Consider the following 23,141-nt stretch of genomic DNA (forward strand, 5'->3'; position numbering starts at 1 on the left):
CTGCTCCATCTCCCTTTACAATTCTTTCGCTCCATCACCGATACTCGCTGTATAGAACGTGGCTTCATAACCGATTTTTGATTTATACTGACGTCCGACTTCGTTTTTGAAGGACTCCACGTGATCATTTTCAACAAGGGCAATGGCACATCCGCCAAATCCCGCACCTGTCATTCTGGCACCCAAGGTACCCGCGTGATCCCAAGCTGCTCCCACCAACGTATCCAATTCCACTCCAGTTACCTCATAATCATCCCGGAGTGAGATATGGGATTCATTCATCAATCGGCCAAACTCACCTAATTCCCCTTTTCGTAAAGAATGCAGGGCCTTTATCGTCCTGGCATTCTCATAGACGGCATGCTTTGCCCTCTTTTTCAAAGTGGGGTCAGCAATCAATTCCCGATGGTCATCGTATTGCTTTTCTGTTAAATCGCCTAACGCTTGGATATCCAGTTTACCTTTTAGACGGAGAAGCGCTTCTTCACATTCAGCCCTGCGCTCATTATATTTGGAATCGGCCAATTCACGTCTCTTGTTTGTATTCATGATCAGGATTTTGTGACCAGTAAGGTTTAAGGGGGCATATTCATATTGAAGCGTGTCGCAGTCCAGCAAGATTCCGCAGTCCCTCTTGCCCATCCCCACAGCAAACTGATCCATGATCCCACTGTTCACACCGATAAATTGATTTTCTGTCTTTTGACCAAGCTTCACCATTTCAATCCGTTCCATATTTAATCGGAATAACTCATCCAGCACCACACCCATGAGCAACTCGAGGGATGCTGAAGAGGATAGGCCTGCTCCGTTCGGGATATTTCCACATACCAGCATGTCGAATCCGCTCGGAATCGTTCCATATGCATCCTGGATATAGTTGATCATTCCTTTGGGATAATTCGCCCAGCCATGTTCGTCCTCATATTCCAATGAGTCCAACGAAAACTTTATGATTTCCCTTTCAGGAAAGTTCGTCGAATACAGACACACGTTCCGGTCCGGCCTTTCACGGACCACCCCGTAGGTTCCAAATGTAATGGCACCCGGGAATACAAAGCCTCCATTGTAATCAGTATGTTCCCCAATCAAGTTGATCCGTCCAGGTGAAAAAAACATCCTCAACTTGTCCTTCTTCCGATATATTTGATAAAAATGATCGATTAGTTCCTTTTTCTCCATCGTATACATCCTCTCTCGCTGTTAAGAAAAAGGGACCTGTTCAACTTCATTGGTCCCCGTTTTTCTTAAATCGTTTCTGAATGCCACATATCGTTTACTGCCCGGATCTTTCTCAGGTCACATTTAGGCTTTCGGTCATAGGTAAGGATTCCGTTGATTTCCTGTTCAACATCCGTCAGCTGTGTATAGCAATAGCCATGAAGAACATTTGATTGATAAACGGCTTCCATAATTCTTTGATAATCGTTTATGAATTCTTCCTCATTCGCAACAGAGGTATATCCCCAACCTTCATCCTCCCCTATTCTAAAGCCGATCCCTCCATATTCAGTAAGCAGGATGGGTTCACCTTGATGGGAAAATCCATTGGCATAAATGTTGCGCTTGGCCGGCATCGATGCAAGGATCGACTCTTTCGTTCTCAACTCTTCTTTATATTTTTCGTACTTTTCCCGTTCCTGTTCAGAACCATGGTTATAATTATGAATCGCACAGATATCCGTCCTGGTCAGTTCCCATCCGTCGTTTGAAATGACAAGCCTTGTCCCGTCAAGGGAATGAAGGAGATGGTACATTGCCAGGGAATGATGCTGTTGATGATGATCGGCCCTGACTCCAGGGATCCCCCAACTTTCGTTCAATGGAACCCATGCGATGATGGAAGGATGATTATAATCCCGTTCAATGATTTCAATCCATTCCTTCGTTAATCGGGCAACAGCCTGATCATTAAATGAAGCCGCTGCAGCACACTCTCCCCATACCAGGAATCCAAGCTGATCAGCCCAGTAAAGGAAACGGGGATCCTCCGTTTTCTGGTGCTTTCTGCAACCGTTGAAGCCCATTTCCTTCGCCAGTTCAATATCCTTCTTCAAATCCTCATCCGACGGTGCCGTCAATAGCCCGTCTGCCCAGTACCCTTGATCGAGGACAAGTTTCTGGTAGTACGGCTTATTGTTCAAATACACCATCCCGTTTTCTGTATGGACCTTTCTCATCCCGAAATAGGTCCTTACCTGATCCAGAACTTGGCTGCCATCTTTAACCGTCATCAGCACATCAAACAAGTTCGGGTTCTCCGGTGTCCAGTTCCAACCGTCATGATGAAATCCGGTACGGAAGATCTTTAAGTTATACAAATCGAAGATCCTGCTGGTGAATGACTCGTGTAGGAGGATCGAATCTTCTACTATCCTCTGACCTTTATAACTGATCTCGACCTCCAGTTTCTTTCCTTCATAGTTCCCTGCGAGTTCAGTATCCAATTTCACACGGCCATTATCCACGTCAGGGGTCCACTTAAGCTTGTCGATCCGAGTACGGGAGACCGGTTCAATCCAGACGGTCTGCCAGATTCCACTCGTCCTTGTATACCAGATGGATGCAGACTCTTCCAACCAGGACTGTTTACCACGCGGGATGGTTTCGTCTTCTGAAGGGTCTTCCACCTTTACCACAATCGTTTCCCTTCCGCCTTTTAATGAATCGGTTATATCAAATAAAAAGTTGATATGTCCTCCTTCATGGGAGCCAACGAGCTGACCGTTCACATATACCCAGGCCCGGTAATCCACCGCACCGAAGTGCAATACGATGTTTTGGCCATGCCACTCTTTTGGGACTTCGAATTCTCTTTTATACCAAACCGTGTCGTGAAAGGAAGGGTCTTCTATCCCGCTTAACTTCGTTTGGTAAGCAAACGGCACCTGGATTTCTTTATCAAATGAGTCTGCCTGGTGGGCATACCATCGTTCCTGAGAGCCAACTCCTTCGTCATCGAAGGCAAATGACCAGGTCCCGTTTAAATTAATCCAGTTATCACGAACGAACTGCGGCCTTGGGTATTCTTGGCGATACGTCTTCATCACGTTCTCTCCTTTTATCTATATATGGTATTTTCTTAGTTATATATGAAAGCGTGTACAACCCCATTTTATAGAACTGGTAAAAAATCGTCAATTGTTTTAGTAAAATTAAACGCAGTATTTTTACTAAATAAAAAAACCATAGATCCGCGTCTATGGTTTCCTTATGTTTTAGAAGCTGCTTTCCCTTTTAATGAGCTCCGTACTGATAAATACTTTCTTTCCTACTTTCCGACCTACCACTCTCTCCATCAATAAATCGACGGCAACCTCTCCCATCATCTCCGTATGGACCTTAAGAGTCGTTAATGTCGGGTATATATACTTGGACACACTGATATCATTCAATCCAATCACATTCACCCGCTCCGGCACGGCAATATTTTCTTCATGCAAGGCGCGTATCGCACCGATGGCAATGAGGTCATTCCCCATGAAAAATGCTGTAGGAAGCTGATCACCATGCTCTGCGATCGCCTTTTTCATGAGTCGGTACCCATCATTTACCGTGAATGTTCCCCTGTAGATGAAGCGTTCATCCACAATGTTTCTACTCAAACCAAATGCGAGAAAGTATTTCTCCCGGAGATCTTCGATTTCACCTGATTGATCTTTATAAGATTCCCGTCCGCCTATATATCCGATTGAGGTATGGCCTTTTTCCACAAAGTAATTCAATACCTTCTTAATCGCTTTTTCAAAATCGATCGTCACCGAGTCGAAGGATTCGTCTTCTGAACTGTGGTCGACAATGACAATATTGTCTGTAATGCCGGCCATGGTCCGTACCTGCGTCTCACTGAACTTCCCCACTGCAATGATACCCTGTATCTTCTCCTGCTTCACTTCTTCCAGATCATCATAGAGATACTTGACCCATTGCGTCTCAAGCTGCTGACAGCGGGTTTCAATCCCAAAGCGTATGGACATATAATACAGGTCCTCCAGCTCTTCTTTTTCCGTATACCAATGGACGATCGCAAACTTTGACGGCGCTGCTTTACGATCGGCACGACGTTTATATGAGAGCAATTCTGCCACTTCGAAAATTCTTTTTCGCGTGTCATCCGCCACAGAAAGGGTGCTGTCATAATTCAACACCCGGGAAACTGTAGCGATGGAAACATTTGCTTTCTCCGCAATATCTTTAATAGTTGCCATTTATACCAATCCATTCTTCCTTTATTCTTCTTATATTAATTTTTTCATATCCGCCTTTAAAAAGGAAGGATATCTTTGCCCAATATTACTTGATCCCTGTCTGGGTGACACCCTTGATAAAGGAACGTTGTCCGATGATAAAGATGACGACAACAGGGATGGTGGCAATGGCAGTCAATGCCATCAATCTTCCCGGAGAGGAAACGAAGCTTCCTTGTTGCATGATGGCAATACCGGTCGTAATCGTCCTCATTTCAGGTGAGCTTGTCGTCAGCAACGGCCACAGGAAGTCATTATAGATCATCATGAAAGTGAAGATTGCCAATGTCCAGATGACCGGGCGCGCTGAAGGAAGCGCCACCTTGGTAAAGACCTGCCACTTATTGGCTCCATCGAGGTATGCCGCTTCCTCAAGTTCTTTCGGAAACATTTTGAAGAATTGATACAACAGGAAGACCCCAAATGCGTTCGAAGAATACGGCAGGATCAAAACCGCATATGTATCCAGGAGGCCAGCCTTATTGAATCCCATATAAAGGGGAAGGAACGTGATGACCCATGGAATGGTCAAGGAACCGATAAACAGGCCAAATAACAGCTTTTTAAATGGGATATCAAGTCTCGCCAATCCATATGCAGCAAGAGTATCAACAAACAATACAATCAGCGTACCGATTATTCCGACCAACAGGGAATTGGTCATCCAAGCGAATACGGGTGTATCTGAACCGCCGCTTAAACTATACGTATAATTCTCCAGGGTAAACACTTCCGGTAGCCACTTGATTCCAGCCGTGAACGCCTCCTGGTCCGTTTTAAATGATGTAGCGAGCATCCAGAATAAAGGGGCGATAAAGAAAATGGCAATGACCACTGCGACAGCAATTAATAGAACATTTAACCCTTTGTTTTTCATTTATCTGGCACCTGCTTTCTTTTCTCTGGTTATCCGGAATTGAATGATAGAGATGACGATCATAATCAAAGCCATCATGATCGACATGGCAGCAGCGTTCCCAAGTTGCCTTTGATTAAATCCTTCTTCGACGATATTCATCAGCAAGACTTGTGTAGAAGTACCCGGGCCACCACGTGTCATAAGATAAGGTTGTCCATACACATTGAACGAAGCGATGGTGGAAGTCAGGATCACAAAGATCATGGTCGGCTTAATCGTCGGAAGAGTGATATGGATGAGACGCTGCCAGCTGTTCGTACCGTCCAGGGATCCTGCTTCATAGAGTTCTTCCGGCACATCATTCAGGGCATTGGTGAAGATGACCATGTTGAAGCCGATCGTCCACCACAACGTGGCAATGATAATCGAGACCCAGGCCCATGGCAAATCCGTCAGCCAGGGAATGGGACTCCCCCCAAGCTTCTGTAGATACTGATTGATAAGACCGCTATTTGTATCGAAAATCCACAGCCAGATGATCGCGACAATGGATACGGAAACAGAATAAGGGATAAAGTACATGGTCCTGAACAGGCCTTTGATTTTTTGGGGCAGGCTGTTGAGCAGCAAAGCCAGAGCAAGGCCGATGATGACCAATAGAGGAACACTGAAAATGACGAAGATAAACGTGTTCTTTAACCCTTCAAAGAATAGGGTGTGTAAATAGGATTCAGAATCAAAGATATTCATATAATTCTTCAGCCCAACAAATTCTTTCACAGGATTGAGAAGGTCCCAATTATGTAGACTAATCCATACTCCATATACTATAGGGGCTACGAGAAAGATCGAAAACAGTATGAGATATGGTAAAACAAACAGACTCGATGTCAGCTTTGATTTCCACGAGTTTTTCTGCATGAGATTCCCTCCTTTTATTTAAATCAATGAACCCGCGTTCGTTAAATGAGAATGGGAGGAAGCAAGTGCTTTCCACCTGCCTCCCCCCTAAACGAATGATTACTTCATGATTTGTTCGGCTTTTTTCGTTGCATCGTCCAATGCTTGCTTAGGATCCTTTTTGCCTAGCAGAGCGAGGTTGACTTCTGCCCAAAGCGGCTCAGAAACCTGACCCCAGTTTGCCACTCTAGGAGCAAACTTAGCATATTCGAAAGATTTCGCAACGATCGGCTGTTGTACCATTTTTTGAAACTCTTCATTTTCTTCATATATCGCTTTCGATGCCGGAGCTTGGCCTGACTTCGCCCACTCCATTGCATTTTCAGCTGTGAACTTTAAGAAGTCGTTGATGCCCGCCAGCGTTTCTTTATTATCTACAGATGCAGGGATGACAAAATTATGTCCATTCGCATACACGGCCTGCTGTTCTGTTCCAAGTTGAGGAACCTCAGCCACTCCATAGTTAATGCCAGCTTTATCCCACTGTTCCATCATCCAGGGACCATTGAACTGAATCGCATTTTTTCCTTGAAGGAAAAGGGTGACTTCCCCGTCCTGCTGAACATTCTGAGGAGATACCTTGTACTTGTGGATCAGGTCTGTCATGAATTGCAGCGCTTCCACGCCTTCAGGACTATTATAGTTCGGCTTGCCATCAGCGATCAGTTCCCCTCCATTTTGGAAGAAGATTGTCGGGTAAATGAACTGGTTCGGCCAAAGAGTCGGTACTACATAGCCGTATTGACCTTTCGATTCATCAGTTAACTTTTTCGTATAATCAAGGAACTCTTCGCGGTTGGTTGGCGCTTTTTCAGGGTCCAATCCCGCTTCCTTGAAAAGGTCTTTATTGTAATACATGATCAACGGGTGGATATCCAAAGGAATGGAGTACTGCTTCCCATCAATCGACCCGGCCTTCCAGGCAGTCTCAGAGTATTCATCAGGTTTGATGCCTGCTTCAGAAACAGTCTCACCAAGATCTTTCAAAAGGTTCTTATCCACATAGTTCGTTAATTGGTCAGTATGCATGATCATTAAGTCCGGAGCATTCTTTTGACCTGAGAAGGAAACGTCCACTGTTTTATAGTAGTCGGATTGCGGAACGATCTGCATGTCTACTTGATATTCATCTTGAGATTCATTGTAGCTTTTCACGATATTTTTCATCCGAGGACCATCCGCTCCTGAGAATGGGGTCCAGAACGTTATTTTCTTTGAATCGCCATTTGCTTCATCGCCTGAAGCGGAATCCCCACCGGAACACGCTGCTAATGAACTGATTGCCAGCGCCGCCGATAAAGCAACACCAAGTAATTTCTTTTTTTTCATTGATTAAGCCCCCTAAGTATTCATTGCCTATATAGGCTTGAAATGTTATTTATTCTACGGCCATCTCCCGCTCGTCCATGGAAGGGCCGTGAATCTTCAGCTTTCCATCGATGAATTCCATCTTATCTATGCTCATTTGCCTGTCCCCACTCGGTACCTCCGGGTGAGTATGAATATGGTAAACAGCGTAGAGTGTTTCTCCGTCAAGCCCTGTCGTGACGCTGTTATGCCCCGGCCCCGAGACACCTTTATCAAGATCCTTAGACAGAACAGGATTTTCACTTGCTTTCCTAAACGGTCCCGTCGGTTTATCCGAGACAGCATATCCCACACTATAATCTTCACTAGCATAGTAATTGGCGGAGTACATCAGATAGTACTTCCCATCATCCTTCACTACAAACGGTCCTTCATTCCACTGGTATTCCCCCTGAAGGCCTTCCCAATCCTGATCGGGCTCGAGCAAAAGAGTCGGCGTTCCTGTCACTTTGGTCAACTCTTTATCCATTGGCTGAACATAGATCTGACTGACATGTTTTCCGTCCAGGATGTTTTCCGAGCAATCTTTGACGTAGTAAAGATAAGGAGTCCCGTCATCTTCTATAAAGATATGGCCGTCAATATAGGAACCACTTTGCCCGATGATTTCAGTGCTCTCATCTTCGAACGGCCCCAAAGGGTCATCACTTACAGCTACGGAAATCTGCAGAGACCCTGCATCATTTCGCGCACTATACGTCATGTAGTACTTTCCCTTGTAAGAAATGACCTCAGGTGCCCAGAAATCCCCTGTTGCCCACCTGTTTTCCTGCTCATAGTGATCATAGGCAATACCCTTTTCTTCCCAGTCCACAAGATTATCAGATTGCCAAACTTTGAAACCGTAAGATGCTTCCGAAGTTGCATACATATAATACGTATCATTCGACTCTAAGATGAAAGGATCCCCAATATTGGTCATCCCGCCAACGGGGTTCTTGTAGGTTACTGTCTCACTCTCACGATTCATGAAGAAGTAAAACACCAGCGAAGCAGCCACAACTACCATAATGGCACTAATCGGTATCAATCGGCGCTTCCCCCTCAAACACTCACCTCCCAAGAGCCATTTACACCCAAATTGAATACGCTTACAAACATAACTAAAAAAATAATAGATAGTTAGTAAAAATTTTAGCTAAATTTTACTTAACACAAATATAAACCTGATACTAAGCAAAGTCAACGAATTTTCAAAAAAATATATTGGTTTTTCATTTTTATGGAGATGGTAGTTCCTTTAAAAATTGTTATCACGGAATCGACGAGCATATTTGAAAATACCTACGAATCTATCAATCAAATCTATCAAATTTTTACAACTTTTAAGAATGTTATTTCCTTATTCAGAATAAGAAAAACACTACCTAATATTTACTATATAAAGCAGTTTAGGTAGAATAGTGATATCTACGTTGAAAAGTGAGGATATCCAATTGAAGAAAAAAATCATATTAAGTGTTGTAAGTGTGGTCGTACTGTTATTCCTGGGCATCGGCGGATATGCCTATTACATGTACGACTCTGTTAAAGGAACAGCGGAGAGTATGCATGAAGAAGTGAAGAGGGATAAACCAAAGGATACACCGAAGATCACCCAAGAAAAAGATGAGCCGGCTGAGCCTATTTCCATTTTAATGATGGGAGTCGACGAACGTCAAAATGATCAGGGGCGATCGGATGCCCTGATTGTCATGACCTTGAATCCCGAGAAAGAAAAGATGCAGATGATCAGTATTCCCCGTGATACGAGAACCGAAATCATCGGTCATGGTACGACGGATAAAATCAATCATGCCTATGCCTTCGGAGGTACGAAGATGGCCATAGAGACGGTGGAAAACTTCACAAACATCCCAATTGATTATTATATTAAAGTAAATATGGAGGCTCTTAGCTCCTTAGTTGATGCCATGGATGGAGTTACGGTTCATAATGACTTGGATTGGTATGATGAGGGGTATTATAAGAAAGGCTATCATTACCGCGAAGGGGACATTGAATTGAACGGAGCCAAAGCACTGGGATATGTAAGGATGAGGCATCTGGATCCCCGAGGAGACTTTGGTCGAAATGAACGTCAGCGTCAGGTCATCGCTGCGATTATAGGGAAAGCATCTAACGTTTCTTCGGTTGGTAAATTCGATGATATTCTAGATGTCCTTGGCAATAATGTTAAAACAGATATGACCTTAGATGATATAATGAGTATTCAAAAAAATTACAGAAGTGCCAAGAATACGATTGAACAATATGAAATCAAAGGTCAGGGTGGAAAGATCGGAGGAACCTACTATCTGACGGTTCCAGAGAATGAGCAAGATAAAGTGACGGAGATGCTGAAAGAGAATTTAGCTGCCAGTTAATAAAGGGTTTTGGGAGAATCTTCTTCCAGAACCTTTTTGACTGCTATAAGAATTTCATAGCACAATAACTGGAACGACATAGAATGAGAATCAACGCATCCTATGTCGTTCTTATATTTCAAACGGATTAGACCATTTCCTCAGTTGAACAATCGTTTGCGAGGATTATTTAGAAATTTGATATATAACTGATTTTCTTCACACCTGTATAACTTTATTCCAATGAATTTTAACGGGGTCCAAATTTCTTTCATATAATAGATTGGCAAATGAAACTCCCCTTTACAGATTAATTGGTATACCTTAGCCTAACCCGAATAAAAAGAACGAATATTCAGATACTTATGCGTAAGAATAAAACATTTTACTGAACAATCCTGAATAGTCATCTGGAAGGTTCCCTATAAGATGACTCTTACAATTAAATACCCAAATATTGTATAAAGTAATCCTAAACTAACCTATCAATGAAGTATTTTTACACTTACAACGTAAATAAAGGAGCACCGGAACATTTACCAGATCATTCATGACTCCATCCAAAATACTAAATAAACAATCCCCTCACAATCTTTACCCATCCAAAAAAAGAAACCCAAAGCGGAATACTTAGTAAAGTGCCCCAATACATACCTTTGATGAAATTTCCTTCGGTTTTCATGGAATAAGCACCCCTATTCTTATTTAGTGGCAGGAAGTTTCAAATGTTGTCCTTCTATTATAAACAAGAGTCTTAAGCGAACGTTGTCGGAAAAAAGGTGAAAATTTTAAGATTTTTTATCCATTAGAGGAACAAATTGAGGAACTGTATTATGATATATAATCATTTCCCTTTTCCATATAAAACAAAACCAGCAGGCCAGGTGAAGAATCATACCAACTCTTCTAACAAATGGATGAATTATTATTCTGGTGATACATTTTATTTAAAGAAAGATGACACGTGTGATTTTCCCACTATCATCCTTTACGATGTAGAAGATTAAATCTATCTATCTTGAGGGTGTGACATCATGAGTAATTCTCGCGGACATATATCCGAAATTCATGTATTAAGGGCCATTGCATGTTTGCTCGTACTTTTTGTTCATGTTTCAGCGACTTTCTATTACCAGCAAGGTCAGCAGTTTAATGATCTGACTTATTTCATCAATCAAATCAGCCGGTTTGGAACTCCCATATTTGCTCTTATCAGTGGATTCCTTCTATTTTATCAAGCGCGTTTTAAAGGATTTAATCTAAGTCGGTTTGTCTCTAGTCGTTTTACCAAAATCGGAATACCTTTTTTGTTTTGGAGTATCTTTTATCTCCTTTTCATGTATGTAGCAGAAGGTGTAAACCCCTTTGATGTAGGAGAGAAACGATTTCTTGTGAACTTTTCTTTCGGGAATTCTTTTTACCACCTTTACTTTATGTCCATTGTCTTTCAGTTTTATTTAGTATTTCCGCTTTTACAGCTTGTTCGTTCAAAGAAGAGTTGGGCAATCTTATTGGGCGTTGCAATAGGTGTGAATGTGTATTTTCTTGAGATATTTTCACTGGGTGAAATGGAGGGAATATGGGGTGATATCCTGGGTCAACGAGCATTTCTGCCAAATTGGATCTATTTCTTTATATTCGGTGGTTTCTTAGCCTATTACTGGGAACCCTTATCTTCATTCGCAAAAAGATCTAAATTATTATTAGGAGTATCCGTCATACTCATCACTTTAGTTGCTGTATGGGAATATACCGTCTTGGGTTCGATTGCCTCTAACCGGGTGACCAATATGATTAATATTCCCATTATTACCTTGTTTATCATTGGAGTAGGTTCCAACATAACAAGATTAAAGTGGACAAACCTGTTCATGACAAAAATCGGTACATTATCCATGGCTATTTATTTGTCCCACCCCTTTGTACTTTACTGTTTTCAGGTAATAGCACCTCCATCGATTTGGAAAACAATACATTTTCCTGCAATTTATTTAATCATTCTTCTGGGGACCATCTTAATGGTAAAAATCATACAGCTATTACCATGGAATCAATATATTTTGACCGTACCGAAAATCAAAACACTTCAACATTTTAAATAAAGAATAGACGCCTAAGAGTGACAACACGCTTAAGAAGGTGCAAAATGCATCTTCTTAAGCGTGTTTTTTTATATCTCTCCAAACTATAATAGTTCAAAAAACTCAAGTAATATTACCCCTGTTTATTACTTTATATGGAATATATAGTAATTAGTATGCTATTATTAGATACTAGATTACCAGTTTTACATATATTAGGGGGTAAAAATGAAAAAGATTATAATCGTATCACTACTACTATTTGTGTTCGGGTTTAGTGCAGAAGTGCACGCCGGTGAGAATGAAGTTGAGCGTCTCGGAGGGAAGGACAGATTCGAGGTAGCGGTAAACGTTTCACAGAAAGGATGGAAAGATTCTCAAACAGTATACATAGTGAACTTCCTCGCCTTTGCCGATGCCTTGTCTGCCACTCCGTTAGCTTACCAGTCAGATGCACCGATATTACTTACGCATGCCAATTCTTTAACTGGAGTGACAAAAGACGAACTCAATCGCCTGCATGCCACTAAAGTGGTCATTATCGGGGGAACCGGAAGTATCTCTCAAAATATTGTAACGGAATTACAAAATATGGGCATTAGAGATATACATAGAATCGGTGGCAAAGACAGATATGATGTATCCGCCAATGTCGCAAATTATGTTCAGTCCACAGATAAAGCTGTTATCGCAACGGGAATGACATTCGCAGATGCCCTGTCGGTGGCACCCTTCGCTGCAAGAAATGGTTACCCCATTCTTCTTACGAGAAAAAGTGACATCCCAGCACCCGTTACAGGTTATTTAAACAAGAAAGCCTTCAGCTCCACCATCATCATGGGAGGTGAAGGAAGTGTAGGAAAAGAAGTGGCTTCGAAGCTGCCAAATCCCGAACGCATCGGAGGATCCGACCGTTATGCTGTAGCAGCCAATTTAATCAGGAAAAAAAGTCTCCCATCAGAAAAAGCATATATAGCAACCGGCTTGTCCTTTGCAGACGCTCTTACCGGTTCCGTTCTGGCAGCGAAAGAAAACACACCCATCCTCTTGACCAGACCCGACCGACTACCTGAAGATACGAAGGATATAATAGAAGAAAAGAACATACGGAATTACCTCATCTTAGGTGGCCCGGCATCTGTTTCGGAAGAAGTTCTGAATCCCTATTCTGATGCTTTGGTGATTGATAATCAGCATTCCATTGAAGGTTATACGACTAAACCAAGCTATTCTCCAGGTGAGACCATCGAGTTTAAAGTTCATACTCTTCAACCCACCTTTTCCATAGATGTCAAAAGACTCGGAGCAAAAGATACAGCCGTCTTTACAGATGCTGAAATCAAAGGAACAAAACAGAACTATCGAAAATACTCATTCAAAAATGGAGCGGATTGGTCGACCAGTTATTCGCTTAAAGTTCCTGGCAACTGGAAAAGTGGCATGTATGGAGCAAGAGTGTATGATGCCAGCGGCAAAGAGTTTTACATCATGTTCACCATCAAGAATGCAAGCAGCACAAAACCAAAACTTGCCGTCCTCGCCAATACATTTACTTGGGAAGCTTATAATATTTGGGGAGGTGCCTCTTTCTACGGGTATAAAGTGGACGACGGGTCAGGTCGAACCTATGGACAGACATTGAATTTCCAACGTCCAAACACGGCAACCAATCCTTATGAGGACAGCATCCATCTCCCATACGCAGAAAAATTTTTGCTATCCTGGCTTGAGAAAAACGGATATACATATGATGTAATCTCTGAGTATGACCTGCATCATAACCCTGGAATCCTTCAGGACTATGAAACTCTCGCCCTAAACTCGCACAGTGAATACTGGACTACCCCTATGTATAATGGATTCGAATCTTTCGTGAAAAAGGGTGGAAATGTACTTAATCTTTCTGCTAACAGTATTTACTGGAAAGTGGCGGTCGAGGGAAATCAAATTGAAGTGAGAAAGGATAAAGGATATCACACCTTAACGAAAGAAAAAGGCGGACTCTGGAGAGACCTGGGAAGACCCGAATCAAAGTACTTAGGTGTTGCTTATAATTACTTGGGTTATGGAACCTATAAGCCCTACAAAGTGGAAAAACCCAATCACTGGATTTTTAAAAATACGGGCTTGAAAACCGGAGATCTGGTTGGGGAATCCGGCGTAAACGGTCGGGGGGCGGCCGGCGGGGAAACAGATAAAATCACGCCCTATACTCCAAAAAACTTCGTTCGACTTGCTAAAGGCTTAAATCCAAATCTAGGCGGATCCGATATGATTTATTATGATACACCATCCGGTGGCGGAGTCTTCTCTGTAGGCTCCCTGACATTCACCGGGACCCTGGAATCGGATAAGGATATTTCTCAAATGGTTAAAAACGTATTGAATCACTTCAATAAATAAAAAGATGAAAGAGAGTGCAATTTTTGCACTCTCTTTCATCTTTTTAACAGAATTTTATTTAGATAATGCTCTTCTCTTCCGTCCTACGTATCAGATGACCTCTCTTCTCTGATGATGAGATCCCTCTTTCATATTAACCGTCTCTTTCACTATATAAATCGGCCGGTTTTTACTTTCATCATAGATCCTCGCTATATATTCACCGACGATCCCCATACCGAGAAGTTGAACGCCGCTGAAGAACGTAATGGCCACCATGATGGAAGCCCATCCCGTTTCTACCCCCTGACCAAACAGCTTAATTCCAATGGCATACACCAGGACTAAAAAGGAGACCAGGACCGAAAAGAAGCCCAGAGTCATGACGATTTTCAAAGGTTTTGTCGAAAAAGCAATGATCCCATCTGAAGCAAATTTAATCATTTTCTTCAGCGGGTATTTCGTCTCTCCAGCAAACCGTTCATCCCGTTCATATTCTATGAAGGTTTGATTGAACCCCACCCAGGAAAACATCCCCCGGACAAATCGATTGCGCTCTGTCATGCTTTTGAACACATCCGCTGCTTTACGGTCAATGATCCTGAAATCCCCTGTATCTTTCGGGATATCTATATCTGACATATAGTTAAGGAATTTATAGAAATACTTTGCGGTGAGAAGTTTGAATTTCGTTTCTCCCGATCGCTTCTTCCGCTTCGCATAAACAATTTCATACCCTTCCTTCCACTTGGCGATCAAATCCGGGATCACCTCAGGAGGGTCCTGAAGATCTGCATCAATAATGACGATGGCATCTCCTTCAGCAAAATCCACACCCGCTGTAACGGCGGTTTGATGACCGAAATTCCGGGCGAAATTCACTATTTTTGCCTGGCTGTCACGATTCGCGATATCATTGAGAATATCTAACGTCCTATCCGTACTGCCGTCATTCACGAAAATGAATTCATATCGTATTTTATTCTCCTGCATGACACGTTTCAGCCTGTCATAACACTCCTGCGCGACTTCTTCTTCATAATACATTGGGATGACAACCGATATTAATTCTTTCATCTTTTCCTCCAATAAGAATATTTCTTGTAATGCTTAAGACGCCTGGTTGAATGTCCATTTATAATTAAGGATATAATTCAGTCCCAAGCCGCAACCGACGGCAAATACATTAGCCAGTACGGGGTGTACCCCCAGTTGATGTACCAGAATGAACAAAGCAAGCGTGTTAAATCCAAGAGTCAGCAGATTCACTGCGAAGAACTTAACGAATACCCCAGCCTTTCCCGTTCGATCCTGGAAAACCCAATTCTTATTCCAATAGTAGCTATTTAAGACCCCTAAGAGGTATCCCAGTACATTTGCCACCAAGTAGTTTATTCCTATATAAATAAAGAGGGTGTAACTCCCTAAAGTGATTAAGGTGTTAAAGAACCCCACTGTTCCAAATTTGAGGAACATTTTCATAGTTGTTTTTTCCTTTCTTTACGCATCTTGCTGCAAACTAGTAAACTCACTCATGCTAATAAAATTCCACCCTAATACAATACTTATCCATTTTAGTACAGGCATGGAATTTATAGAAAGCACTTGATTAAAGGTATCAAAATTTCCAATATATTTCAATGCTATTACTAGTAAAAAAGTATTCTATCTAAACAAAACAAGAGGCAAAATAGAAATATATTCATCTTTTACAGGGAGATATATTTACCAAATTAACATAAGATGGTAACCTACTATAGGCTGAAGTTTTTCCAATAGCTACTCGATTTCTATGATTTACAAGGAGGTACACCATGGGAGCGCAATTCTTTCAATTTTTACATAGATTCATTTACATTCTATTCTTTTCACTGATACTATTTCTAGTCGGCCTGAACGTCTTTATGAGCAGAGGGTACAGCACCATTAGTCAGGAAACACCCCAGTACTTTAATATCATCACATTATTCCTAGCGATCGCCTTTTCGTTAATCATATTCCTATGCAGAAAGCATATAATCAGGCTTATTGAGAAACTGCCACCATTCGCAACTGTTATTACCTTGTTAGGAGTAAGTGTGGTCCTGCAAACCGTTGTTATACGTGAATTATCTGTTACCCCATCCTGGGACTTCGGGGCGGTTGTAAACAGTGCTAAGTTGTTTGTGGAGAGCGGTGAGATGAGTGAGTATTTCTCCCTTTACCCAAATAATATTTTACTTGCCTGCATATTGGCGCTGATCGGGAATATCTTCACCCCTGAACTCCTCACGTTTCAGGTATTTAATGTCATTGTCATTACCTTAAGCCAATACTTAATCTATCGAATTGCTACTAAGGTGGCAGGAGCACCCGTTGGGATTGTCAGTTTACTAGTCAGTGTCCTTTTCTTTCCTTATATCTTTTTTGCACCTATCGTCTATACAGATACGATTTCACTCATCTTTTTACTTCTTCCACTGCATATTTTAGTAGATAAGAACGTGGATTTCAGAGGGAATTTTTTTATTGTCTCAGCAGCATCCATTCTATTCTCATTCGGGATGCTATTAAAAGGATCACTTGTGATCTTTGTGATTGCTTTTGGCATCGTTCTTTTTCTCTATCAAAAGAAATGGAAGAAGCTCTATTTTATTATTCCGCTCCTCATACTATTAGTTGTTAAATCGTTATTTAACAGTGCGATTTATCATTACGGGATCTTGGATAAGGCAATGGTTGAAGAAAAAAGCATGCCGGTCACACACTGGATCGTGATGGGACAAAACAAAAATAAGCTGGGTAAGTACGCTGAGGATGATGTCGTATGGACGAAGGAGCTATTAACGAAGTATCCAAGAGAAACCGTTTCTCAAATCCACTATCAAGAGCTTAAAAACCGGATCTCAGAAAAGGGGATAAAGGGGAACATCGCATTTAACATTGAAAAGATCGGTCATACATGGACAGACGGAACCTATTACTCATTAAACAAACTGAGAAGGATACCAGACCATCCAGAACATTTTACTCAATTGACCACACACACGACAGGAAATTTGATCCAAGGGTATGCAAGGATCCAGCATCTCATGCTATTGATAGGGTTACTTTTATTCTTAAGATTAAAGAATAAGGACTCCTTTACTACCTTTTCCATGCTATCTGTCATTGGCTTCTTTCTGTTCTTTATTATGTGGGAGACGCGGTCCAGGTATTTGGTTAGTTTGACTCCTTTGCTGATTATAGTGAGTTGTATGGGGTACTTAAAGGGACTAGGGATTGAAACTCTGCTTTATAAGAAATCTAAAATAAAGTAGCAAGATTATCAATATAACCGTTCTTGAAAGTGATCAGAACAAAGTGACAGAACTGCTGAAAGAAAACATAGCTGCGAACTAAAAAAGGTTTTGGGAGAAGCGCTCTCCTAAACCTTTTTATTTACTCCTGTTTTTCATATCTATTACATTTCCTTCACGTCGGTAATGTACCAAGCACGATCGACCTTCTTTAAATAGAACACAAGGTTCTGAATCTCATTGGCTTGATTGGATTCTGTTTTTACTTCAGCATAGACTGTCGCTTCGGTTCGCAATATATCCATTTCACTCCCCGTGATTTCTGCATACATACGAGAACCCTTATAACCCAATACATCTTCTGATATCGGCAGAAAATCTATTAACAGTTCTGCTACATTGATTCCAAGGAATGCTTCACTGATTGAACCGGTGAACTTCAGTGCAGACTTGATTTTATCGACTTCCGGATTTTTCACCATTTCAAACATTTTGTTCATGTCCTGGTGATTATAGGCATCCACAAAGGCATTCACCCGCTCTTCAGGTTTCGCAAAATACCCCATGTAGTAAAGAAATACACCTGCACAAACCATCACAACCAAAAACAATTTCATTCTTTTCATACATTTTCCTCTTCATTCTGTATTTTTTAATAATGCAGTCCTCTAACATCAAAGGACCGCAATCAGTGCATCCTTCACTATTGCACCACACTCCACTCACTCTCGGGTATGGATACAAGATGATCTCTATAGCATCCCAATCCATCCCGCTTACATAAGAAAAGTGTAGTTCCTTATCCAGCAAAGCATCTTACTCAAACGTTATGTCCTCAAAAAACCTTCTAACAATGATTCTTCATAGCATCATTCGTGGATTTAATATCTTTCAGAGGATTATAAATAGAAGATAAAATCATATGAGTCTCGCAACTAAAATCCCAACCAGAAAAAATGCTGCCCTTGCCTCCTTCGACATCGGACGCCTTTTTACCATACTCTCTTTTCTACAACTCTTTCTCTCTTCGCTCCACACCCTTCACAAAAAGCCGGGTCATTCTCTAGAGCCGTTCCACACACTGTTCAGTAACTCACCCATAAAACCTTCATTTTACATTATAGTAATATAATACCTTCATTTCTAAACATTACTATTATACCATTAAACTTTAATAATAATAGGTATAATTATCTATTAGATTTTTTAGTAGGTACTTAGAACAAGCATCTCATACTAGTGATGCTTTTATTCTTAAGATTAAAGAATAAGGACTCTTTTGTAGATTATTGTGAGTTGTATGGGTTACTTAAAGTCACGGCGGATTGAAACCCTGCTTTATAAGAAATCTAAAAAAAGTAGTAAAATTATCAATATAACCGTCCTTGAAAATGACAAGAACAAAGTGATATAGCAGCGAACTAAAAAAGGTTTTGGGAGAAGCGCTCTCCCAAAACCTTTTTACTTACTGCTGTTTTTCAAAATAGTAATTCAGCCACTTATGCACCTTCTCCAACTTCTCCACTACTCTATCCTTCACTACTGGATTCAGTGTTTCAAATGAGTTGATCAGTTCAACCGTCTTCTCATACTCTTCCGCTATCTTCTCTTTCGTAAGAGACTGATCCGGTCTCTCCATCATCTTCTCCCATTTACGAAGGTTATTCTCAAGCTCTTTACCTTCTTCTTTGTTAACCGCTCCCTTAGGAATATAAATGGACACCGTCTGTTCCTTCAATTGCTTAACGGTAGCCTGGACTGCCGCTTTCGGGTCTTCCCCGGGATTCACAGCCGCATTTCTCCACGGCCCTTTCCCCAATGCGTCCACAGACGGGGCACTGGCCTGACCGAAGGCGAACATGTTCACGCCGGATGTTCCGTGACCGGCTGCCAACACGTCATTGACGGCCGCTTTTTCACCCAAATGATGATAGAACGAATAGATTCCAGTATAATACATCATCGAAGGCGGGGTCAGCTTTTTGCTGGCGATGACCGTGGATTGGATGCTGTTGAAATCATGTCCGTACGCCTGTGGGATGACGCCATCGATGTCCTCTACCCAGTCGCTGATCAGGACAGCCTCTGCCCCCGGTTCAGGAGTCGCCGTGACCATAAAGGCAGGGTTGATGTCTTTACTCTGCACATGGAGCTGATCGACAAACGTGTTTTCCTGTTCACGCAGCCAATTCTCCCACTCTTCCCATAACGCATCGGACTCTTCTAAATCCTTTGGATCGACTCCGAATTCCGTTTCGAAACGTTCACGATTCGAAGCACTGAAACCATAGCTCTTATCAAACGGATGGTGCGGATAACGCATATAGTCGATATTTACACCTGTGATCTTATAGTCCTCTTGCTGTTCTTTATAGATATCCAGCATAAAGTCTTGGACGTCAGGGTTTGCAATGTCCAGCCAGTAATAGTTGCTGCTGGAATCACTTCCCGGTGTGCCCGGCTCATCATTACGCTGTACCGCGCTCCATTCCGGGTACTTTTTGAACTGTGATGGCAGGCCAAGGCTGCTGTGGCCGATCATGAAACCATCCGTCCAGGATTGAATCGTGATCCCCCGCTTCTTCCCTTCTTCGATAAAGGCTTTCAGGATATCCGAACCGTATTTCCCATAGTCCTGATTGGCGAAGTTCGGGTGCTGCTTTGGCAGACCGTAGGCTTCCATCGTGTCACTCGGGAAGATCGTGTACCCCCAGAAAGTGGTTTCGAGATAAAGAGAGTTGAAGCCTGCTTCTTCCATCCGGTCCAGCGTCGTGATGACATCATCCAGATCCTTCTCTTCAGGTCGATACCAGATGGCTCGCTGCTCCCCTACTTCAGAAGGAAGGGAATAATAGTACGCGTCGTAGGCGGCCTGCGTCGCTTCTTCCGTATATTCCAATGCCTTTTGAGGATCTTCACCCTGGATGTCTCCTGCTTTTTTCAAAAGCTTTTCAGCTTCCTTTACTGAAGCATGTGCTTTCTTAAACTCTGCATCAATATAGTTTTCCTCAGCATGAGCGATGCTTTGCTTCGCTTCCTGCAAGGTTTGTTCACTTTTAAAAATATAGGTGGATGCGTCGCGGATCAATTCGATTTTGCCGTCCGCGTCATACTCTACTTTCATCCCAATCTCTGCTTTTTTCAGATATTCCGCTTCGGTTCCGTGTCCGCTTACGACAAATCCGTTGGACGGGATGCTACTATCCCCTCCGCCGATTTTCGTGACGACTCCATCGGTAACGGTAATTTCATATCCATATGGATTTGTTCCGGTGCTTGAACCAAAAGCCGGTGTGTAAAGGAGTAACTGGTTCGCTCCGCGGTTCCCTGGAAACGGTGCTCCTTCAGGGTTTGATTCATCGGTAGGATCGATATCGTCTAACGTATTGGCATAGGTCCTTTCAACCGGTTCATCGATCGAAACGGTCTCTCCCTTTTCCAGGCTCTTCAAGAAACGCATGATTTCATCTGTCGTTTGCGGTCCCGTTGACAGGACGATTCCATCTTCAGGTATGGCACTGTCTCCCTGCCCTGATGAAACAACAGAATATTGGTTCCCCTCATCTTTCTTGAGAACCACTTCATACGAGGATCCGTTTGTTTCGGTAAAATAACTGAACGTCGGATCAAACACGACAAGCTTATTCGTATTGTTACGATCATTTTCTGCATTGACGATGATGCTGATTCCGTCCTCATCCACAACCTTCGTCGCTTCTCCTTCGTCCGCTTCCGCTGTGAGTGCCGGGGCTTGAAGGGCCGGGATTGTCAGTGCGAGGGCCATGGCTGACATTGTCATTTTCTTTCCGATTAACCACTTTTTCATAGAGTACCTCCATATAATCGTTTTATATGTATGCGCTATCATGATGTGGCAGTTTCATTCTATCATAATTTTCAGAATAAAAGGAATACTTCTTCATAATAAAATATTAAGATGGATAAATTCTTCATTTTTAGACAAATCGAACGTCTTTTACTAGACCTTTTGACTTATAAAACATTCGGAAAGACCCCCCTACAAAAAGGGATCCTCCCCTAAATCGCTCCGACCTCAGGCCACTTCAATTCAATCCCTTCTTCCACCAACAGTGCCTGAAACTCCCGCAACAACGCTTGATCCTCCCTCACTTCACGTGGCAGGACGCCTTTCTCCATGGCAAAAGCCGCAAGATTGCCTGCCGACTCCCCGATATTCCATTCCACCGGATGCACCCGGAAGCAGCCGTTCGTAATATGGGTAGACCCGATATTCTTACACGCAGGAAGCACATTGTTCACCCGAACCGGCAACAAAGCCCCCAATGGAATCTCAAACGGAAAGCTCTCTGCATAAAAAAATGTATTCGTCTCCGTCGTCGGATGCAAATCGATCCGGTAACAGCCGATTCCCACAGAATCGTCCACCTGTTTGATGCCTTCCCTCGTATTGGCATTGATGTCTTCTTCGACGACCGTCGACACGGCTTTGATTCTTCTCGATTCACGGATATAAGGATATTTGGCGAGACCATCCTCCGTCCCGAGAATATCTCCCCGCAACCGCAGTCCAGGGTACCCTTTGCCCCCATCCGGCCTCTGTGCTTCGGTCTGCAGCCAATACAGCAGGGAAAGACTCAGTTGCTTCGACTCATGGATATGCTTTTTACGGTCTTCATCACTGACATCGATGATCGAACCGCTCCAATAATCGTTCTGCGGCCAGTTGATGAGGGAGATATCCCCTTCATAGGTTCCCTCAATAAAGAGGCTAGGGTCCACAATCCGTCGGTAATCCCACAGTCCCCACAGATCTTCATGATGAAACATCGCAAATTCCTTCGAACCACCCGAATGGGCATCAGGGGCGAACCAGCTTAACTGCTGATGCTGTAAAAACGGAGCACGATATTCTTTCCAGAACTCATACTGCTCCGGCTTTTCGATGACAAAATTTCCGTCCTCTACATAGTCTACTGCGAACACATACGTGAAGGACTGCATATCCTGCGGCCTGGCTTCTTCCGGCGCATGCAGCTCGCCTGTATCTTTTTTGGCTTCTGCCCCAGTGACGTACTCCACTCCGGCCAACGGTAAAAGCTCCCCTGTCTCCGTCGCATCCAGAAAATACTGACCCTGGAGGACTTTGACAGGTCCGTCCCTATGCTGAACGGTGACAGATCGAACATCGTCTCCATCCACTTCCGCACCGGTCACTTTATAATCAGTAAGAATTGATAACCTCCCGCTGCTCGTAAATGGAATCAGCATTTCCTGAAGCACGGCAAGGGCCACTTTCGGTTCATGGCATAGCCTGCTGACCCATCCCTTTCCCGGATTCAGCCGCTCATCCCGCCTTGCTACTTCCTTAAGAGGATAGTGGCGACGGTAGTACTCCCGCACCCGGTTCCTGAACTCACGGTACGTCCCGGTGCAGCCAAACTGCTCGATCCACTGGTGCTCATCCGGCGGGACCGCCTGGCTTGTCAGCTGCCCTCCGATCCAATCCGTCTCCTCTGTCAGAATCACTTTTTTGCCTCGTTTGGATGCAGCGAGTGCAGCCGTACATCCGCCGATCCCGCCACCGATGATGATGATATCTGCTTTTAACATATCCATTTCTTTCACCCCTGTCTCATAAA

General features: G+C 42.8%; 16 protein-coding genes. 4 read left to right on the forward strand and 12 right to left on the reverse strand.

The window, feature by feature from the left end; translation table 11 throughout:
• Nucleotides 1-15 precede the first annotated feature (15 nt).
• The 7 genes from P8596_RS22175 to P8596_RS22205 form a co-directional block, all read right to left on the reverse strand.
• Nucleotides 16-1,182 (reverse strand): galactokinase, encoded by a 1,167-nt coding sequence (locus P8596_RS22175; protein WP_159363000.1) that lies wholly within the window; start codon nucleotides 1,180-1,182, stop codon nucleotides 16-18.
• A 65-nt stretch (nucleotides 1,183-1,247) separates the two neighbouring features.
• Nucleotides 1,248-3,047 (reverse strand): glycoside hydrolase family 2 protein, encoded by a 1,800-nt coding sequence (locus P8596_RS22180; RefSeq protein ID WP_279725176.1) that lies wholly within the window; start codon nucleotides 3,045-3,047, stop codon nucleotides 1,248-1,250.
• Nucleotides 3,048-3,218: 171 nt separating this feature from the next.
• Nucleotides 3,219-4,208: a LacI family DNA-binding transcriptional regulator gene (locus P8596_RS22185; protein WP_060672758.1), complete on the reverse strand. Its 990-nt coding sequence runs from the start codon at nucleotides 4,206-4,208 to the stop codon at nucleotides 3,219-3,221.
• A gap of 85 nt (nucleotides 4,209-4,293) precedes the next feature.
• Nucleotides 4,294-5,124 (reverse strand): carbohydrate ABC transporter permease, encoded by an 831-nt coding sequence (locus P8596_RS22190; protein WP_060672759.1) that lies wholly within the window; start codon nucleotides 5,122-5,124, stop codon nucleotides 4,294-4,296.
• A complete protein-coding gene (locus tag P8596_RS22195; RefSeq protein WP_279725177.1) occupies nucleotides 5,125-6,027 on the reverse strand; it encodes a carbohydrate ABC transporter permease in 903 nt (300 codons plus the stop codon).
• A 99-nt stretch (nucleotides 6,028-6,126) separates the two neighbouring features.
• On the reverse strand, nucleotides 6,127-7,395 hold the full coding sequence (locus P8596_RS22200) for an ABC transporter substrate-binding protein (protein WP_060672761.1): 1,269 nt from the start codon (nucleotides 7,393-7,395) through the stop codon (nucleotides 6,127-6,129).
• A gap of 49 nt (nucleotides 7,396-7,444) precedes the next feature.
• Entirely contained in the window at nucleotides 7,445-8,482 is a 1,038-nt protein-coding gene (locus P8596_RS22205) for a glycoside hydrolase family 43 protein (protein WP_279725187.1), read from the reverse strand.
• 388 nt (nucleotides 8,483-8,870) lie between these two features.
• Here P8596_RS22205 and P8596_RS22210 point away from each other — a divergent pair, with 388 nt between their 5' ends.
• The 3 genes from P8596_RS22210 to P8596_RS22220 all read left to right on the forward strand — a co-directional run bounded on the left by P8596_RS22210 (nucleotide 8,871) and on the right by P8596_RS22220 (nucleotide 14,263).
• A complete protein-coding gene (locus P8596_RS22210; protein WP_159363005.1) occupies nucleotides 8,871-9,800 on the forward strand; it encodes an LCP family glycopolymer transferase in 930 nt (309 codons plus the stop codon).
• A gap of 1,013 nt (nucleotides 9,801-10,813) precedes the next feature.
• Nucleotides 10,814-11,881 (forward strand): acyltransferase, encoded by a 1,068-nt coding sequence (locus P8596_RS22215; protein WP_279725189.1) that lies wholly within the window; start codon nucleotides 10,814-10,816, stop codon nucleotides 11,879-11,881.
• A 207-nt stretch (nucleotides 11,882-12,088) separates the two neighbouring features.
• A complete protein-coding gene (locus P8596_RS22220) occupies nucleotides 12,089-14,263 on the forward strand; it encodes a N,N-dimethylformamidase beta subunit family domain-containing protein (protein WP_279725191.1) in 2,175 nt (724 codons plus the stop codon).
• Nucleotides 14,264-14,353: 90 nt separating this feature from the next.
• Here the strand turns inward: P8596_RS22220 and P8596_RS22225 are convergent, their stop codons facing one another.
• Together P8596_RS22225 and P8596_RS22230 are read right to left on the reverse strand one after the other, a co-directional pair.
• Entirely contained in the window at nucleotides 14,354-15,319 is a 966-nt protein-coding gene (locus tag P8596_RS22225; protein WP_279725192.1) for a glycosyltransferase family 2 protein, read from the reverse strand.
• A gap of 33 nt (nucleotides 15,320-15,352) precedes the next feature.
• Nucleotides 15,353-15,724 (reverse strand): GtrA family protein, encoded by a 372-nt coding sequence (locus tag P8596_RS22230; protein WP_279725194.1) that lies wholly within the window; start codon nucleotides 15,722-15,724, stop codon nucleotides 15,353-15,355.
• 332 nt (nucleotides 15,725-16,056) lie between these two features.
• Here P8596_RS22230 and P8596_RS22235 point away from each other — a divergent pair, with 332 nt between their 5' ends.
• On the forward strand, nucleotides 16,057-17,541 hold the full coding sequence (locus P8596_RS22235; RefSeq protein ID WP_279725195.1) for a glycosyltransferase family protein: 1,485 nt from the start codon (nucleotides 16,057-16,059) through the stop codon (nucleotides 17,539-17,541).
• A 143-nt stretch (nucleotides 17,542-17,684) separates the two neighbouring features.
• On the opposite strand, the gene P8596_RS22240 is transcribed toward P8596_RS22235, so the two are convergent.
• The 3 genes from P8596_RS22240 to P8596_RS22250 all read right to left on the reverse strand — a co-directional run bounded on the left by P8596_RS22240 (nucleotide 17,685) and on the right by P8596_RS22250 (nucleotide 23,118).
• Nucleotides 17,685-18,146, reverse strand: coding sequence for a hypothetical protein (locus P8596_RS22240; RefSeq protein WP_279725197.1), 462 nt, complete (start codon nucleotides 18,144-18,146; stop codon nucleotides 17,685-17,687).
• Nucleotides 18,147-18,985: 839 nt separating this feature from the next.
• The gene (locus P8596_RS22245) at nucleotides 18,986-21,346 is read right to left on the reverse strand and encodes a glycoside hydrolase family 10-like protein (protein ID WP_279725198.1); all 2,361 of its coding nucleotides are present in this window, start codon (nucleotides 21,344-21,346) and stop codon (nucleotides 18,986-18,988) included.
• Nucleotides 21,347-21,558: 212 nt separating this feature from the next.
• Nucleotides 21,559-23,118, reverse strand: coding sequence for an FAD-dependent oxidoreductase (locus tag P8596_RS22250; RefSeq protein WP_279725199.1), 1,560 nt, complete (start codon nucleotides 23,116-23,118; stop codon nucleotides 21,559-21,561).
• Nucleotides 23,119-23,141: the final 23 nt, after the last annotated feature.

Source organism: Rossellomorea sp. DA94 (genome assembly GCF_029834455.1).
GTDB lineage: Bacteria > Bacillota > Bacilli > Bacillales > Bacillaceae_B > Rossellomorea > Rossellomorea vietnamensis.